Consider the following 15,944-nt stretch of genomic DNA (forward strand, 5'->3'; position numbering starts at 1 on the left):
GATCTATAACAGGAGGTAAGAATATGAAGAAGTTAGAGACAAAGGGGAGGAGCCGGAAACAGAGGCATCATTTGTTTCATAAAGAAATGAAGCAGATGAAGCGTCTTTTGTCTGTCTGTTTGTGCACCAGTATGATCAGTACCAGTATTGGAAGTACGACGGCGCTGGCAGCAACGGCTCCGCTGTTGGAAAAGAATGAGGCGGAAGAAGAAAATCAGAATTTTGTCCTGGATCGGGAAGAGCTGAGTGAGGCACTATTAAAAGCGGTGAAAGGAAAACCGGTCAAGGAAGATGCCCTAACCTTTGAGGGAGAAGAATCAGAAGCGTATGAGACACTGTTTCAGGAAGATGGTTCCCTCTTTGAATTGCATCCGGATGTGAAAGCACCGGACGGAAAGGTAAATTTAAAGGTCTATGCGAGACTGGATGAAAAAGAGGATCTGGATCATTATACGATCACGGGCGAGGAAGAAATTTTATTTCTGCTGTTAAATCGTTCTTCTGAGAAAGAATATGGGCAGATAGAGGTAGATGGAAAACGAAGCGGAAAAGTTTCGATTCTCTCATCTAAAGAGTTAAAGAAGCAGATCCAGGATGAAGAAATGGAAGCAAGCGAAGAAACGGGAGTTTCCATTTCGAATGGTGCGGAAGAAAAATCAAATAAAACGGCTGGAGAGTCTGAGAAGAAAGAAAATGTAAAAGAGACAGATTCGCAGGAACCAGAAAAAGAGAATCCGGTGGAAACTCCGGAAAAGGTGGACAAGTCAGAGAACCCGGCAAGTGAACCGGAAAAAGGTTCAGAGGCGGAAAATCCGGCGAATAAAGCAGAAAACGGGGCAGAAGCAGAGAACCCGGCAAACGAGCCGGAAAAGAGCCAGGAAGCAGGCTTGGGTGCGGGTGATGCGGGAAAAACAGGTATCCCAGAAGAAAAGGACAGTCAGCCGGATGCAGATTCGGGCTCAGAAAAGGAAAAGAATGATTCTGCAGGCAGCGAAGCAGGGGACGTGGCGCAGGTATCGCGATCGGATCATTTTAAGATGTTTCTGACAGCGGCACCGGCGACGGCGAGCGAGATACAGACGGAAGATGAGACATCGGAGAAAGAAACGAATACAGCCGACCAGCCGGATGCGGAGACGGAAGTCGAGATAGAAGACGGAGCAGAGCGGCTAGAGGGCGAGACATATGAGAGCGTTCTTCTTAAAAATACGGCAGCTACTGCATTCGTGACGACCGCTGCAGAGCTGGGACTTTCCGGCAGTGTGGATGATGCGGTCTACACGGTCAATACAGATTCCGCTGTACTTACCCTGACGGTACCGGCGGGTACGTTTGAAGAAAAAGTAAAGCTGAAAGCAGAAGAGATCAAGGACGGAAGCGAAGAACATCAGACATTGAGCGATCAGATCCATGAAGAAGGATACCGCGCGGATTCCTTTACAGCCTTTGATGTGAAATTTGTAAACGAGGCAGGAGAGGAAGTCGAGCCATCCGAAGAAGTCAAGGTCAGCATTCAGTTTAAAAAGAATGCAGTTGAAAGTGAGACAGGAGAAAATCTGGAAGAGACAAAAATCCTGCATATCCATGAGGATGTCATCACAGAACTTTCTGAGGTTGAAATCCAGGATAGCACAGAGGACAGTGAAAAAACAGCAAAACTGACCTTTGGCGTCAACGAATTTTCTATTCTGCTGGCTTTAAACGAGGCAGCTGCCGGTGTGGCAGAGGTAAATGGGACAGCGTATGATACGCTGGAAGCTGCATTCGCGGCAGCAGACGATGGGGATACGGTGAAGGTGCTGAAAAATTGTGGACTGTCAAAAGCTGTTTCAGTTGATAAAGCTCTTACACTTGATTTGAATGGAAAAGTAGTAAAAGTAAAAATAGTTCCGGAAGCAAAAGCAAAACAGACAATCAGTGCATTTGCGGTTGCGGAATCGGCAACCTTTACGGTTTTGAATGGTCTGCTTGGCGGAAGCGGCAAGGGTGCAGATAACCGTGCGATCGAGGCAAACGGCGGAACAGTCATTCTGAGGAATACGATTCTGGCAGGTTTTCAGGCGTTATCTGGAAACGGCGGCGCTGTTTTGATGAATGGAGGTACGCTGGAAGCAGAGAAATGTAATTTCGGTTATTTTACAAGAGAAGATAATAATTACAAAGAATATAGTGGACAGGGAAATTTCGCCCAGAGCGGAGGTGCTGTCTATACTTCTCAGGCAGCGGTTAAAATGGAGAAGTGTAATTTGTTTTATAACAGCGCGATTGATATGACAGGAACGACTGGACAGTATTGGTTTGGCGGCGGTGCGCTTTTTGCAGATCGCGGAACGGTGACACTGAATGAAAATTATTTCTTCTCTAATACATCTAAGGATTATGGTGGAGCAATCCATCTGGATGCGGTGCAGACGGCAGAATTGACAGGCAACCGGATTCGAAATTCACATGCTTATAACCATCGGATTACAGAGATGGCAGCCAGAGGCGGCGATGGCGGTGCGATTTACAGCCGTATATCGAAAACAGTTACATTGAAGAACAATGTCATTACAGAAAATAGCAGCATGGGAAATGGCGCCGGGCTGTGGGTACTTGGAGCGGCTGATTGTGTTCTGACATTGGAAGGAAATACCATTGCTAAGAATGAAGCGGGTCAGCGTGGCGGCGGTATGAAGCTGAATATGGATAAGAACAGCCAGGTGAATTTAATCAGTGGTTTGATCAGTGAAAATAGATCGTCTGGCTTTGGCGGCGGAATTGATTACACGAATCACGAGAATCCAACGCTTCATCTTACGAATGTTCTGATAACAGGAAATCGGGCATCGCGTGGTGCAGGAATCTGGGCGTGCCCGACCTCTGAGACAGAGGTTTATTCAACTTTGGGCGGCGCTTTTTATGGAAATAAGGCAACTGGGAAGACAGGCGGCATTTCCTATTCTTATGAAGCATCAGGAGATGAGATCCGCTATGAAGGAACCGATACACCGGATAAGTTCTCGATTCAGAGCAACCCGCCGAGCGCAACTACCCACATTTCTGTTTCCGGTCGTTCTCTGGGCGGCGGTGTGATCAGATGGTATTCTGATGAGGCGGAAAATCGCTATCAGGCTGGAAATCCAGAAGCGGATCCGGCTATTTATACCAATACAAATAAGTCATTTGGTTTACATGGAGAGTTGAGTGAGGAGCACCAGAAATTGGCGTCTTCGGAGGCGCAGCTTGTTATCAGTGACAATGTTTCCAAGCGTGGCGGCGGTATTGCAACGAACAGTCCAGTCGTGATTGGTATGGAATATGCAGATGTGGCGGTAGAAGTAACCAAAAAATGGACCGAAGAAACTCATCCAGACCACGTGTACGTGGATCTCTACCGCGTAGGCGATACGAGCGGTGAAAAAGTGAAGCTCGACAGTCACGCAGAACTAAATGCGGAGAATAACTGGTCGGCGTCGTTTGAGGATCTTCCGTCAAAATGCGTTTCGAATGGAGAGGTGGAAGATTGTCACTATATTGTGGAAGAAGAAACGCTGGAAGGATGGAAGGGAAGTTCCAGTACAGAATATGACAAGGAAAACAAAACCTATCACATTACACTGACCAATGCACCAATCCGGTACGGCAGCCTGACGGTTTCCAAAGAGGTCACCGGAAGCGGAGACAAGGAAAAAGCGTTCACGTTTAAAGTAACCTTGCAGGGCGGCACTGCATTGAACGGAAATTATGGCGATATGGAATTTGTCGATAATGTAGCAACATTTACATTAAAGCACGGCGAGAGCAAGTCAGCAGCCGGTCTTCCGGAGGGAACTGCTTACACGGTGGAAGAGAGCGGAAATGAAGGCTATACCGTGACGAAAACAGGAGATGTAGGAACAATCGCTGGTGGAGAAACAGCAGTTGTAAAATTTGTCAATGCCATGAGCGGAGGCGATAATCCAACTCCAACACCAGATCCGACCCCGGATCATAATGGCGGTGGAGGTCATGGTGGTCACGGCGGTGGAAGTGGTTCTGGCAGTAAAAAGTCTTCGACCACAACCGCGTCTGGTCCGGCAGCAGAACCGACCGAACCGGTTACACCGGTTGAACCAGAACCTCAGCCGGTCGTACCGGAAGAGGGACTTCCGAAGACTGGAGAGGATCAGATGAATGTGCCGATGACTGCACTTACAGTTGGAATGATGGCAGCAGCCTATGTATTAATGACAGGTAGAAAAAAGACAGAGGAATAGAACGGGACATAGAAAAATAAAGACTGCACGGTCATAAAAGCAGGTTGATAGGGCGGCACCAGTAAAATGGCGCCGCCCTAAAACTATGCTGGAATGTGGCTATCCTTAGATAAAATACTCCGCCTCACTTCTGCGTGTATAGTTCTGCTCCAGCATCGCAACGTGGGACAGAAAAGCCTCGTTGTCGAAGTATTTGGCGCCAGCCGGGCAGATCTTGATGCACGCCTGACATTTAATGCAGATACCGGTACAGGTGTCTGGTGCATTTGCCGGGATAGAGCCCATCGGACAGACCGTTGCACAGATGCCGCAGCCAGTACATTTTTCCGGATCGGTGACTGGTTTGGCTTTCAGGAAGACAGCCGGTTTTCCGTCGGTGCCGAGCGGTGTGTAATATGGTCCGACTGGCTCATCGCCGCGCACGGCAATCGGATCCGGGATTTCGGTCAGGGAAGCGATCTTTTCGGCTGCTTTGATGCCGAATGCATGGATCTGTGCGAGATCATCTGCATCTGGACGTCCGGTTGCCAGCTTGTCGCTGAATACGTGCTCGGTCGGGATACCGGCACCTGCAATGGTGTGGAAACCGTGCGCCTCTAATTCATTGCGAAGCTCGATGAGCCCATTGTCGAAGTTGCGGTTTCCGAAGACAGCCACCGGAATGGCGAGCGCGCCATTTCCCTCAAAATGGGTCTGTACAAATGGGAGCATCTTGTTCGGGATGCGTCCCGCGTAGACCGGGGTGCCGATGACGAGCAGATCGTCTGCCCCGTATGTATGAACTTTTTCGCGGCTTTCCGGCAGCGTGAAATCATAGGAATCCATCGGGACACCGAGTGTATCCGCGATCGCCTGCGCCAGCGTGATGATAACCTTTTTCGCGTTGCCGGTCGGGCTGAAATAGACTGCGTGTACGTGATTGATTTTCATGAAAATACCTTCTCTTCATATGTTTAAATTTAATTCGGCGAAATACCTTATTATAGTAGGTATTTTAATGGATTTATGGTGGACTGTCAATGAAACTGGAGTTTTTTGGTTACTGGGCACGTATGCGTGAATAGTAATATGTTTTTTGCAGAATCGCCCAAAATATCATTACATATGTCTTGTCGCATGAAATAATATGTGCTATACTGGTGCGGATGCACAAATGAAGTTTTGGATTGAAAGAGAACTCTGTTTGCGATAGGAGCATAGAGTGGCAGATAGTATTTTGCGATTTGAAGGCTGAACTATCTGCAGGATAAAAAGATAAGTGCAAACGTATGGTATAGAAAGGAAGGCAACAAAATGGTCCGGGAGGAAAATTATGATGTGGTCATCGTCGGGTGTGGCGTAGGCGGTCTGTACACCGCTTTAAATCTGCCGTCGGAAGACCGGATCTTAATGATTTGCAAGGAAGATATAGAGAGCTGTGATTCCATGCTGGCGCAGGGAGGTATCTGCGTGCTGCGGGATGAGACAGATTATGATGCGTATTTTGAGGACACGATGCGCGCGGGACACTACGAGAACCGCAAGGAGAGTGTGGATATCATGATCCGCTCCAGCCGGGATGTGATAAATAATCTGCTGAAATTAGGCGTAGGGTTTGACAAAAATCCAGATGGCAGTTTAAAATATACAAAGGAGGGCGCGCATTCGCAGCCGCGTATCTGTTTCCATGAGGACATCACGGGAAAAGAGATCACGACGACCCTGCAGACGCGTGTAAAAGAACTTCCGAATGTAGAAATCCGGGAATATACTGTTATGACGGATATTTTGGTAGAAAAGGGCATCTGCACCGGTATTCTGGCAAAGAATGCAGACGGCGATATTTTAAAGATTCATGCGAAAGACACGGTTCTGGCGACTGGAGGTATCGGCGGGCTTTACAAGCATTCGACGAACTTCCCGAGCCTGACAGGTGATGGGCTGGATGTAGCAAAGAAACACGGCGTGCGTCTGGAACATCTCGATTATGTCCAGATTCATCCGACCAGCCTGTACAGCAAGAAGCCGGGACGTAGCTTTCTGATTTCGGAATCGACCCGGGGCGAGGGCGCGGTTCTGTTAAATGGAAAGGGCGAGCGCTTTGTCGATGAGCTTCTGCCGCGTGATGTGGTGACGCAGGCGATCGAGAAGGAGATGGAAAAAGAGGGCAGCGATCATGTATGGCTGTCGTTTGAGGCAGTTCCGGAGGAGACGATCCGGGGGCATTTTCCGCACATTTATGAGGAGTGCTTAAAAGAGGGCTACGATATCACGAAGGAACCGGCTCCGGTCGTACCGGCGCAGCATTATTTCATGGGCGGTATCTATGTCGATCATTTCTCCGAGACGACGATGAATCACCTGTATGCGGTCGGTGAGACGAGCTGCAACGGCGTACACGGAAAAAACCGGCTTGCCAGCAACAGTCTGCTGGAAAGCCTTGTATTTGCAGAGAGAGCGGCAGGCAAGATTGCCGGACGGGAGGACGAAGAGTATGAATCCAATTACGATGCAGCTTGTTGCGGATGAGTATATCCGCATGGCATTAAAGGAAGATATTAACAGTGAGGACGTTTCGACGAACGCGGTCATGCCGGAATACCGCAGGGGCGAAGTACAGCTCTTAGCCAAGGCGGACGGTATTATCGCCGGTTTACAGGTGTTTGAGCGCGTGTTTAAACTTCTTGACGAGACGACCGAGACAAAATTTGAGGTAAAAGACGGGGATACCGTCACAAAAGGGCAGTTTTTAGGTGTGATTACCGGCGACATCCGGGTGCTTCTTTCTGGCGAGCGGACGGCGCTCAACTATTTACAGCGGATGAGCGGCATTGCGACCTATACGAACCAGGTGGCGAAGCTTTTAGAAGGAACGAAGACGACGCTTTTAGATACGCGCAAGACGACCCCGTGTATGCGTATATTTGAAAAATATGCAGTCAAGGTTGGCGGCGGCAGCAACCACCGTTACAACTTATCGGACGGTGTGATGCTCAAGGATAACCATATCGACGCAGCCGGCGGAGTTAAGGCGGCGGTTGAGGCGGCGAAGGAATATGCCCCATTTGTCCGCAAGATCGAGGTGGAGACGGAAAATCTCGATATGGTGCGCGAGGCAGTGGAAGCGGGCGCTGATATTATCATGCTGGACAATATGACCCCGGACGAGATGGCGGAGGCGATCCGCATCATCGACGGACGCGCCGAGACGGAGTGTTCCGGAAATATGACGAAGGAAAATATCGCAACGATCACGAAATTAGGCGTAGATTATGTGTCCAGCGGCGCGCTGACGCACTCGGCACCAATTCTGGATCTGAGCCTCAAACATCTGCGGGCATTATAAAAATTTAAAAACTAAGAAAGGACAGGGAAAACAGGATGGAAACAACGATGACAGGAGTACAGCGGAGAAAGAAAATACTGGAAATGCTGGGACAGTCATCCACACCGCTTTCCGGCGGGGCGCTGGGGCGGGCAGTCGGCGTGAGCCGTCAGGTGGTGGTGCAGGATATCGCGCTTTTGCGTACCGAGGGACACCCTGTCCTTGCGACTGCCCGCGGTTATGTGCTGGAGGTGCCGCACCAGACGGAACGCCTCTTTAAAATGTGCCATACGACCGAGCAGACGCGCGAAGAGCTGAATACGATTGTTGATCTGGGCGGCGAGGTGCTGGATGTCATGGTCAACCACCGCATCTATGGAAAGGTATCGGCGCCGTTAAATATCCGCAGCCGCCGCGATGTTGAGGCATTTGTGGAAAATATCCGGACTGGGCGATCCACGCCGCTTTTAAACGTGACATCGGGCTATCATTTCCATCACGTGGCTGCCGATCAGGAGGAGATTCTTGACGAGATCGAGGCAGCGCTGCGGGAAAAGGGATTTCTGGCGGACTTCCTGTCATACGAGCAGGAAGAGGTGGAAAAATAGGGGGAAAGTCAAAAGAAATGAATTTTTGAAATTATTTTAAAAAATATGAAATTTCCTGTTGACATTCTTTTTCAAATGTTATATACTATCTTTGCTGTCGATGAGACAGATAAGCAGTTGGCTGAGAGGTCAGGTGCGGGAATGGTTACAGTGCCGGATAAAACGGTCAGAATCGCAAAATGAATATGAGTCTGTAGCTCAGCTGGATAGAGCAACGGCCTTCTAAGCCGTGGGTCGGGGGTTCGAATCCCTTCAGGCTCGTCGAATCTGTTTCGACAGATTCCTATGGTGGATATAGCGCAGTTGGTTAGCGCGCCAGATTGTGGCTCTGGAGGCCTAGGGTTCGAATCCCTATATCCACCTTCCTTTTAAAAGGATCTTTTGCTGATGGGCTATCGCCAAGCGGTAAGGCACAGGACTTTGACTCCTGCATTCGTTGGTCCGAATCCAACTAGCCCAGTTAAATATGGGGTATTAGCTCAGTCGGTAGAGCACTTGACTTTTAATCAAGTTGTCCGGGGTTCGAATCCCCGATGCCTCATTACGAAGACACATTGCAGACGCGATGTGTCTTTTTGTGTAATGGGAAATCCCTTGGAAGTCTCTATTACACAAAAAGGCGCTAACGTGCCAATGATGCGCGCTCGCGCGAAATTGTAATATGAGGAGGTTTTAAGTTATGGCAAAAAAGTCCATGCGCGTAATCGGGGAGTACACAATGATCACAGCGGCGACCTTTGTCGTGGCGGCAGCCGTCTATTTCTTTCTGATTCCGAGCGGTGTATCGGTGGGAAGTATTTCCGGTCTGGCGATGCTTTTGGGAAATGTGATACCGCTGCCGATTTCAGTGCTGACCTTTATTTTAAATGCGGCGCTTCTGGTGGTGGGCTTTCTCTTTATCGGACGCGAGTTCGGCGTCAAGACGGTGTATACGTCACTGATTCTGCCGGTTTTTCTGTGGGTGTTTGAGCAGGTTTTCCCGGATTTCGTGTCGCTCAACCAGGATGCGATGATGGATACGGTCTGCTATATCTTTGTTGTCAGCATTGGTCTGGCTCTTTTGTTCTGGATGAATGCCTCGTCGGGCGGTCTGGACATCGTGGCAAAGCTCTTAAACAAATATTTCCATATGGAGCTGGGAAAGGCGATGGCGCTTCCAGGCATGTGTGTGGCGCTCTCATCCGTGTTTTTTAGCGATAAAAAACTGGTGGTGCTGGGCATTCTGGGCACATACTTAAACGGAATTGTGCTGGATCATTTTATTTTCGGTCTGAATCTGAAAAAGAGAGTTTGCATTATCTCGGAAAAAGAAGAAGAGATACGCCAGTTTATCCTGCATACGCTTCACAGCGGCGCGACGATCTATCAGGGATTCGGCGCGTTTGACAATGAGCCGAAGACGGAAATTATCACGATCGTAGATAAAAACGAATATGCACAGCTCATGCCGTATATATTAAAAACAGATCCGAAGGCATTTGTGACGGTGTATGCGGTGAATGAGATTATTTATCGTCCCAAAAGATAGAAAATGATGTTACTGATAAAAAAACTCAGTAAGCAAAAATGAACAAAATTTGCTTGACGTGGTAAGTGATTCATGATATAGTCTCATTGAAGTTAGATGAGACTAACCTACGAAAAGGAAAATAGAAGGCGGAAAAAGCCTTTTATTTTTTAAAAGATAGTTAGCCACATCTAACTAAAGGTAGATATAGCTAACTAAGAGAAGCAGTCAGGAGGCAGAAAGATGGAACGGTTGTTTGAAGAAGTATTCGTAGAGGTGTGTGCGCCGACTCTTCGTGGCATCAAACCGTCGAACTTGTTCCGCTATCAGCCGCAGAACCGTGATAAACTCCTGGAAGCGCTTGATTTCTGGAACCGGGAACTGGAACTGTCGGGGCTTCAGGTGCGGGCGCTTAAAGAGTGCAGCCGGACGGGCGCGTTTCTGATTCTGGTGTACCGCGAGGAATGGCTTCGCTTTATTCTGGGTAAAATATCTGTACAGCACTTTTTAAAAAAGTCTGGTTACCAGATGCAGAAGACGGTCGATGGCTTTTTGAAGCAGCTTTCCAACCGGCTTTGTCTGGAACATGATTTTCCACATGAGATTGGCATTTTCCTGGGGTATCCGCTTGAGGATGTTGTTGGATTCATTGAAAATCAGGGAAAAAATTATACCTGCAGCGGTTACTGGAAGACGTATGGCGACCCGCAGGAAGCAAAACGGCGGTTTGATTCATACCGGGAATGCACGGAAGTGTGCCGGGAGAAATACCGTCAGGGGACACCGATTATTCAGCTTGTAAAAGCCGCATAATAAATCTAAGTAAGTAAATTATTCACAAGGAGGAAATAAAAATGAGCAAGGTAGCAATTGTATACTGGAGCGGAACGGGAAACACAGAGGCTATGGCAAATTACGTAGCAGAGGGCGTTAAGAAAGCGGGTGGCGAGGCTGATTTATTTACTTCCGCAGAGTTTGGCGCTGACAAAGCTGGCGAGTATGACAGAATCGCATTTGGCTGCCCGTCTATGGGGGCTGAACAGTTAGAGGAGTCTGAGTTCCAGCCGATGTTCGACGAGGTTAGCCCGGTTCTCTCTGGCAAAAAGATTGCATTATTCGGTTCTTACGGATGGGGCGACGGCGAGTGGATGCGTACCTGGGAGAGCGACTGCATGACTCTGGGCGTAACCATGGCTTGCGAGCCGGTAATCTGCAACGCAACGCCGGACGAGGCAGCAGGTGCTGAGTGCGAGGCACTGGGCGAGGCTCTTGCAAACGCATAAGTAAAATCGCATAAAAACACATATATAATAAGAAGAAGTACAATTACCTGCGAACGCAGGACATCTTAAATTGCCATAATAAAGATGCTTAAAAATTGAAAATCAGAAAAGGAAGTGTCCTCCCGCGGCGCTTCCTTTTTTGTGGGCAAATATCCCCTTTTCGAAAACTCCAAAATGTGATATGATAAAAAATAAAACTGTTTGATTTGACTCAAACAACAGTATCAATTTACGAAAAGAAACAACGGAGGGAATGTATATGGAAGAAAATAAAAAACCATTGGCAGAGGGAGAGGAGAAGGAAGAGACTGTCTCCAAGAACTTTATCGAGCGCGAGATTGACAAAGATCTGGCAGAGGGCGTTTACGATCATGTCCAGACGAGATTTCCTCCGGAACCGAACGGATATCTTCATATTGGACACGCTAAATCGATTATTCTGAACTCTGGACTGGCAAAAGAATACAACGGAAAATTCAATCTCCGTTTTGATGACACCAACCCGACGAAGGAGAAGACAGAGTTTGTTGAGTCGATCATCGAGGATGTAAAATGGCTGGGCGCTGATTTTGAGGACCGCCTGTTTTTTGCATCCAACTATTTCCAGCAGATGTATGAGTGTGCAGTTCTTCTTATTAAAAAGGGAAAAGCATTCGTCTGCGATCTGACAGCTGATCAGATCCGCGAGTACCGCGGTGATTTTAACAATCCTGGTAAGGAAAGCCCATACCGCAACCGCAGCATCGAGGAGAACTTACAGCTCTTTGAGGAGATGAAAGAAGGCAAATATGCGGATGGCGAAAAGGTACTGCGTGCGAAAATTGATATGGCATCCCCGAACATCAATATGCGTGATCCGGTTATTTATCGTGTAGCCCATATGCATCATCACAACACCGGGGACAAATGGTGCATTTATCCGATGTACGATTTCGCTCATCCGATTGAGGATGCGATTGAGCACATCACGCATTCGATTTGTACGCTGGAATTTGAGGATCACAGACCGCTCTATGACTGGGTCGTAAGAGAGTGCGAGTTTGAGAACCCGCCGCGCCAGATTGAGTTTGCGAAGATGTATCTGACCAACGTCATTACCGGAAAACGTTATATCAAGAAACTGGTAGAGGATAAGATTGTAGATGGCTGGGATGACCCGCGTCTGGTAACCATCGCAGCGCTGCGCCGCAGAGGTTACACGCCGGAATCCATCCGCCGCTTTGTAGAGCTGGCAGGTGTCTCCAAAGCAGACAATTCCATCGACAGTGCAATGTTAGAGTACTGCCTGCGCGAGGATCTGAAATTAAAGAAGTCCCGTGTGATGGCAATTCTTGACCCGGTCAAGCTTGTTATCGACAACTATCCGGAAGGACAGATCGAGGAGCTGGATGCACCAAACAATATGGAGAACGAGGGACTTGGTTCCAGAAAGATTCCATTTGGCAGAGAACTTTACATCGAACGCGAGGACTTTATGGAAGAACCACCGAAGAAATACTTCCGTCTCTTCCCGGGCAATGAGGTCCGCCTGATGAACGCGTACTTTGTTACCTGCACCGGATTCGAGAAAGATGCAGACGGTAATGTAACGGTTGTTCACTGTACCTACGATCCAGAGACGAAGAGTGGTTCCGGCTTCAATGCAAGAAAGGTAAAAGGTACGATTCACTGGGTAGCAGCACAGACTGCACTGAAAGCAGAAGTACGTCTCTATGAGAACCTGGTAGACGAAGAAAAGGGCAAACTCAATGCAGATGGAACGCTGAACTTAAATCCGAATTCCCTGCGCGTTCTGAAAGAGTGTTACTTAGAGCCGGGTCTGAAAGAGGCAAAAGCATTTGAGAGCTTTCAGTTCGTCCGCAATGGATACTTCTGCGTGGACTGCCGCGACAGCGAGCCGGGCAAACCGGTTTTCAACCGGATTGTTTCGCTGAAGAGCTCTTTCAAGCTTCCGAAATAAATCGAGAACAACTCTTGAAAATGTATAAAAAAATACAGAAAAAAGCGGCTTTGTTCTGATGAAAAAAGGAGAGAACGGGACTTTCAGAATACATTTTAGAATATGAGCAAAATGCTTGAGAGATCTTGGCGATTCTTCCGGGGGTTATTAAGAAAAATGTAGAAAAATGTAGTAATAACCTATAAAAAGCAGGTTGTTTTTGCTAATAAAACACCCTGCTTTTTGTGCATAATTTATGAAAGGCTTGGTTGACAATCAGGGGGGTTACTGTTATAATTTAAGTAAAGTGAGCTGATCATGTCAATCTGTGGCTTCACTTGTTACAGTTAAGGGGAAAAGCCCCTTATAAATTGCTTTCAAAAATGGAATGCATTCCACAATACGGAATCTTACTGGTGGAATTTTATAAGTATAATTTTTCACAAAGAAAGCAGAACCTAAAATAAATAAGGAGGTGCAATGCACAATGTGGACTGAACCAACTATGCCTTTCGGGCAGTCAGTTATCGTTTCTCTGCTGGGTCTTTCGGTAGTTTTCCTAGCTCTGATCTGTCTGGCTCTGGCAATTATGGTAATTTCCAAGATTCTCCGCTCCGTTGTTTCTGATGGTGCTAAGGCCCCGGCCGCAGCACAGAAAGCAGCACCGGCTGTGTCGGATGAAGCTGATAAGGAATTACTTGCCGTGCTGATGGCAACGATCGGGGATGACCTCGGATTGCCGACAGACAAGTTTAAGATCTTGAGCGTGACAGAAGTTAAGTAATGAGAAACAGGAATGAAAGGAAATCGAAAGGAAGGTTAGAGCAGTTATGAAGTATACGGCTACCCTCAATGGAAAACAGTACGAAGTAGAACTTGAAAGAATCGATGCATACGAGCCAATGCCGCGTTACGGCGAGGCTCCGGCAGCAGCACCGGCTCCAGTAGCAGCACCGGCAGCACCGGCGCCTGCACCAGCAGCACCGGCTCCTGCACCAGCAGCAGCTCCGGCGGCAGCACCGGCAGCAGGTGCAACTACCGTAGAGGCTCCGATGCCAGGTAAAATCCTGAACATCAAAGTATCTGCAGGACAGGCAGTTAAGTTTGGTGAGACCGTCATCGTGATGGAAGCTATGAAGATGGAAACTGAAATCGTTGCTCCGGCAGACGGTACAGTAGCACAGATTCTTGTCAAAGCAGGCGACGCCGTTGACACAGGTGCAGCACTGGTTACCCTGAACTAATAGACGATACTATGATAAATAGCAACTGTTTACAAAAAGGAATTTTCGGAACTGAAAATTCTGTATGATACAGTTCAGGCAACAGATTTTGCCGATTTGGAATACAAAGCATCGGCAAAATCCCATTACTGGGCACACATGTGTGAACAGTAATGATAAACATTCGAAAGGACGTAAAGAATTATGAAATATGTTGCTACGATCAATGGAAAGAAATACGAAGTTGAAGTAGAAAAATTAGAAGCTTACAAATCTCTGGATCGTAATGGTGTAGCAGCTCCGGCAGCTCCGGTTCTTCCGGCATCCGCACCGGTACAGAGACCGGCAGCACCGGCTCCAGTTGCAGCAGCACCGGCTCCAGCTCCGGCACCGGCAGCAGCTCCGGCTCCGAAGGCAGCAGCTCCGGCGGGCGCAACTACCGTAGAAGCTCCAATGCCAGGTAAAATCCTGAACATCAAGGTATCTGAAGGACAGGCAGTTAAATTTGGCGAAGTAGTAGTTATTATGGAAGCCATGAAAATGGAGACTGAGATCGTTGCTCCGGCAGACGGTACAGTCAGCAAGATCCTTGTTAAGGCTGGCGATTCTGTTGATACAGGAGCTGCTCTGGTTGCTCTGAACTAGGAGGTTAGGTAATGAACTTTTTTGAAATATTAAAAGAGCTTCTTGCACAGTCGGGTTTCGCAGCATTGACCTGGAGAAGCTGTGTAATGATTCTCATTGCTTTTGTATTATTATACCTGGCAATTAAAAAGCAGTTCGAGCCGCTTCTTCTGCTTCCGATTGCATTTGGTATGTTCCTGGCAAACCTGCCGTTGGCTGACCTGATGAAGGAAAGCGAGCCGTGGTATACCGCAGGTGTTCTGCGTATCATCTACGGCGGTGTTAAGTCCAGTTTGTTCCCGTGTCTGATCTTCATGGCAGTAGGTGCCATGACAGACTTTGGTCCGCTGATTGCAAACCCGGTGAGCCTTCTGCTTGGTGCAGCTGCTCAGTTCGGTATCTACATTGCATTCATGCTGGCTAACGCAACTGGTCTGTTTACAGTAGGTGAGGCAGCTGCTATCGGTATCATCGGTGGTGCAGACGGTCCGACCGCTATCTATGTAGCTAACAACCTGGCACCGGATCTGGTTGCTCCGATCGCCGTTGCCGCTTACTCCTACATGGCGCTGATTCCGCTGATTCAGCCGCCGATCATGAAGCTTCTTACCACTAAGAAAGAGCGTTCCATCGTTATGAAGCAGCTCCGTAAGGTAAGCAAGGTTGAGAAGATCGTATTCCCGGTATTCGTAGTACTGTTCTGCTCCCTGCTTCTTCCGTCCGTAGCTCCGCTGCTTGGTATGCTGATGCTTGGTAACCTGCTTCGTGAATCTGGTGTTACAGAGCGTCTTTCTGATACAGCTCAGAACGCACTGTGCAACATCGTAACTATCATGCTTGGTACTACCGTAGGTGCGACCGCAAACGGCGAGATCTTCCTGCGTGTTCAGACCATCGCTATCGTTTGCATGGGTCTTCTTGCATTCGCATTCGCTACCATCGGAGGTGTTCTCCTTGGTAAGGTGCTGTGCGCTGTAACCGGCGGCAAGATCAACCCGTTAATCGGTTCCGCTGGTGTATCTGCTGTACCGATGGCTGCCCGCGTTTCTCAGACAGTTGGTGCAAAAGAGAATCCGACCAACTTCCTTCTGATGCACGCTATGGGACCAAACGTAGCAGGTGTTATCGGTTCTGCCGTAGCAGCAGGTTTCTTCATGCTGATTTTCGGTTAATCGAATATTGATTTTTGGCTGTTGCAGCCGGGATCTGGCTGCATCT

General features: G+C 48.2%; 13 protein-coding genes and 4 tRNA genes. 16 read left to right on the top strand and 1 reads right to left on the bottom strand.

What is annotated here, in order from left to right; genetic code table 11:
* The first annotated feature begins 23 nt into the window (after positions 1-23).
* Positions 24-4,238 carry a Cna B-type domain-containing protein gene (locus DXD12_RS00455; protein ID WP_182426229.1) on the top strand — a complete coding sequence of 1,405 codons (4,215 nt, stop codon included), beginning with the start codon at positions 24-26 and terminating at the stop codon, positions 4,236-4,238.
* A gap of 105 nt (positions 4,239-4,343) precedes the next feature.
* Here the strand turns inward: DXD12_RS00455 and DXD12_RS00460 are convergent, their stop codons facing one another.
* The gene (locus DXD12_RS00460; protein ID WP_118293933.1) at positions 4,344-5,168 is read right to left on the bottom strand and encodes an EFR1 family ferrodoxin; all 825 of its coding nucleotides are present in this window, start codon (positions 5,166-5,168) and stop codon (positions 4,344-4,346) included.
* Positions 5,169-5,531: 363 nt separating this feature from the next.
* On the opposite strand from DXD12_RS00460, the gene DXD12_RS00465 reads away from it, so the two are divergent.
* The 15 genes from DXD12_RS00465 (at position 5,532) to DXD12_RS00535 (ending at position 15,898) form a co-directional block, all read left to right on the top strand.
* Complete coding sequence (locus DXD12_RS00465) at positions 5,532-6,746, top strand: L-aspartate oxidase (protein ID WP_117796382.1); 1,215 nt, start codon at positions 5,532-5,534, stop codon at positions 6,744-6,746.
* Positions 6,712-7,563 (top strand): carboxylating nicotinate-nucleotide diphosphorylase, encoded by an 852-nt coding sequence (nadC, locus tag DXD12_RS00470; RefSeq protein WP_117796383.1) that lies wholly within the window; start codon positions 6,712-6,714, stop codon positions 7,561-7,563. The genes DXD12_RS00465 and nadC overlap by 35 nt, the downstream gene beginning before the upstream one ends.
* Before the next feature lie 47 nt (positions 7,564-7,610).
* On the top strand, positions 7,611-8,150 hold the full coding sequence (locus DXD12_RS00475; RefSeq protein ID WP_333489813.1) for a transcription repressor NadR: 540 nt from the start codon (positions 7,611-7,613) through the stop codon (positions 8,148-8,150).
* A 187-nt stretch (positions 8,151-8,337) separates the two neighbouring features.
* A tRNA-Arg gene (locus tag DXD12_RS00480) sits at positions 8,338-8,411 on the top strand.
* 27 nt (positions 8,412-8,438) lie between these two features.
* Positions 8,439-8,512: transfer RNA gene (locus DXD12_RS00485), tRNA-His, on the top strand.
* Between the two features lie 26 nt (positions 8,513-8,538).
* A tRNA-Gln gene (locus DXD12_RS00490) sits at positions 8,539-8,610 on the top strand.
* Positions 8,611-8,618: 8 nt separating this feature from the next.
* A tRNA-Lys gene (locus DXD12_RS00495) sits at positions 8,619-8,691 on the top strand.
* Between the two features lie 138 nt (positions 8,692-8,829).
* On the top strand, positions 8,830-9,678 hold the full coding sequence (locus DXD12_RS00500; RefSeq protein ID WP_118293824.1) for a YitT family protein: 849 nt from the start codon (positions 8,830-8,832) through the stop codon (positions 9,676-9,678).
* Positions 9,679-9,900: 222 nt separating this feature from the next.
* Entirely contained in the window at positions 9,901-10,470 is a 570-nt protein-coding gene (locus DXD12_RS00505) for a DUF3793 family protein (RefSeq protein WP_118293823.1), read from the top strand.
* A 41-nt stretch (positions 10,471-10,511) separates the two neighbouring features.
* Complete coding sequence (locus DXD12_RS00510) at positions 10,512-10,940, top strand: flavodoxin (RefSeq protein WP_022359957.1); 429 nt, start codon at positions 10,512-10,514, stop codon at positions 10,938-10,940.
* A 259-nt stretch (positions 10,941-11,199) separates the two neighbouring features.
* Entirely contained in the window at positions 11,200-12,900 is a 1,701-nt protein-coding gene (locus DXD12_RS00515; RefSeq protein WP_118636965.1) for a glutamine--tRNA ligase/YqeY domain fusion protein, read from the top strand.
* 466 nt (positions 12,901-13,366) lie between these two features.
* Complete coding sequence (locus tag DXD12_RS00520) at positions 13,367-13,663, top strand: OadG family protein (RefSeq protein ID WP_022359955.1); 297 nt, start codon at positions 13,367-13,369, stop codon at positions 13,661-13,663.
* Between the two features lie 46 nt (positions 13,664-13,709).
* Complete coding sequence (locus tag DXD12_RS00525; protein ID WP_118636967.1) at positions 13,710-14,123, top strand: acetyl-CoA carboxylase biotin carboxyl carrier protein subunit; 414 nt, start codon at positions 13,710-13,712, stop codon at positions 14,121-14,123.
* Between the two features lie 183 nt (positions 14,124-14,306).
* A complete protein-coding gene (locus DXD12_RS00530) occupies positions 14,307-14,747 on the top strand; it encodes a biotin/lipoyl-containing protein (RefSeq protein ID WP_118636969.1) in 441 nt (146 codons plus the stop codon).
* 11 nt (positions 14,748-14,758) lie between these two features.
* On the top strand, positions 14,759-15,898 hold the full coding sequence (locus tag DXD12_RS00535; protein ID WP_117796388.1) for a sodium ion-translocating decarboxylase subunit beta: 1,140 nt from the start codon (positions 14,759-14,761) through the stop codon (positions 15,896-15,898).
* Positions 15,899-15,944: the final 46 nt, after the last annotated feature.

The sequence above is a fragment of the Clostridium sp. TF11-13AC genome (assembly GCF_003481065.1).
GTDB classification, from domain to species: Bacteria; Bacillota; Clostridia; order Lachnospirales; family Lachnospiraceae; genus Otoolea; species Otoolea fessa.

Coding starts and splice junctions, on each gene's coding strand:
- DXD12_RS00455 (WP_182426229.1), top strand. CDS start 24: ATGAAGAAGTTAGAGACAAAGGGGAGGAGCCGGAAACAGAGGCATCAT.
- DXD12_RS00460 (WP_118293933.1), bottom strand. CDS start 5,168: ATGAAAATCAATCACGTACACGCAGTCTATTTCAGCCCGACCGGCAAC.
- DXD12_RS00465 (WP_117796382.1), top strand. CDS start 5,532: ATGGTCCGGGAGGAAAATTATGATGTGGTCATCGTCGGGTGTGGCGTA.
- nadC (WP_117796383.1), top strand. CDS start 6,712: ATGAATCCAATTACGATGCAGCTTGTTGCGGATGAGTATATCCGCATG.
- DXD12_RS00475 (WP_333489813.1), top strand. CDS start 7,611: ATGACAGGAGTACAGCGGAGAAAGAAAATACTGGAAATGCTGGGACAG.
- DXD12_RS00500 (WP_118293824.1), top strand. CDS start 8,830: ATGGCAAAAAAGTCCATGCGCGTAATCGGGGAGTACACAATGATCACA.
- DXD12_RS00505 (WP_118293823.1), top strand. CDS start 9,901: ATGGAACGGTTGTTTGAAGAAGTATTCGTAGAGGTGTGTGCGCCGACT.
- DXD12_RS00510 (WP_022359957.1), top strand. CDS start 10,512: ATGAGCAAGGTAGCAATTGTATACTGGAGCGGAACGGGAAACACAGAG.
- DXD12_RS00515 (WP_118636965.1), top strand. CDS start 11,200: ATGGAAGAAAATAAAAAACCATTGGCAGAGGGAGAGGAGAAGGAAGAG.
- DXD12_RS00520 (WP_022359955.1), top strand. CDS start 13,367: ATGTGGACTGAACCAACTATGCCTTTCGGGCAGTCAGTTATCGTTTCT.
- DXD12_RS00525 (WP_118636967.1), top strand. CDS start 13,710: ATGAAGTATACGGCTACCCTCAATGGAAAACAGTACGAAGTAGAACTT.
- DXD12_RS00530 (WP_118636969.1), top strand. CDS start 14,307: ATGAAATATGTTGCTACGATCAATGGAAAGAAATACGAAGTTGAAGTA.
- DXD12_RS00535 (WP_117796388.1), top strand. CDS start 14,759: ATGAACTTTTTTGAAATATTAAAAGAGCTTCTTGCACAGTCGGGTTTC.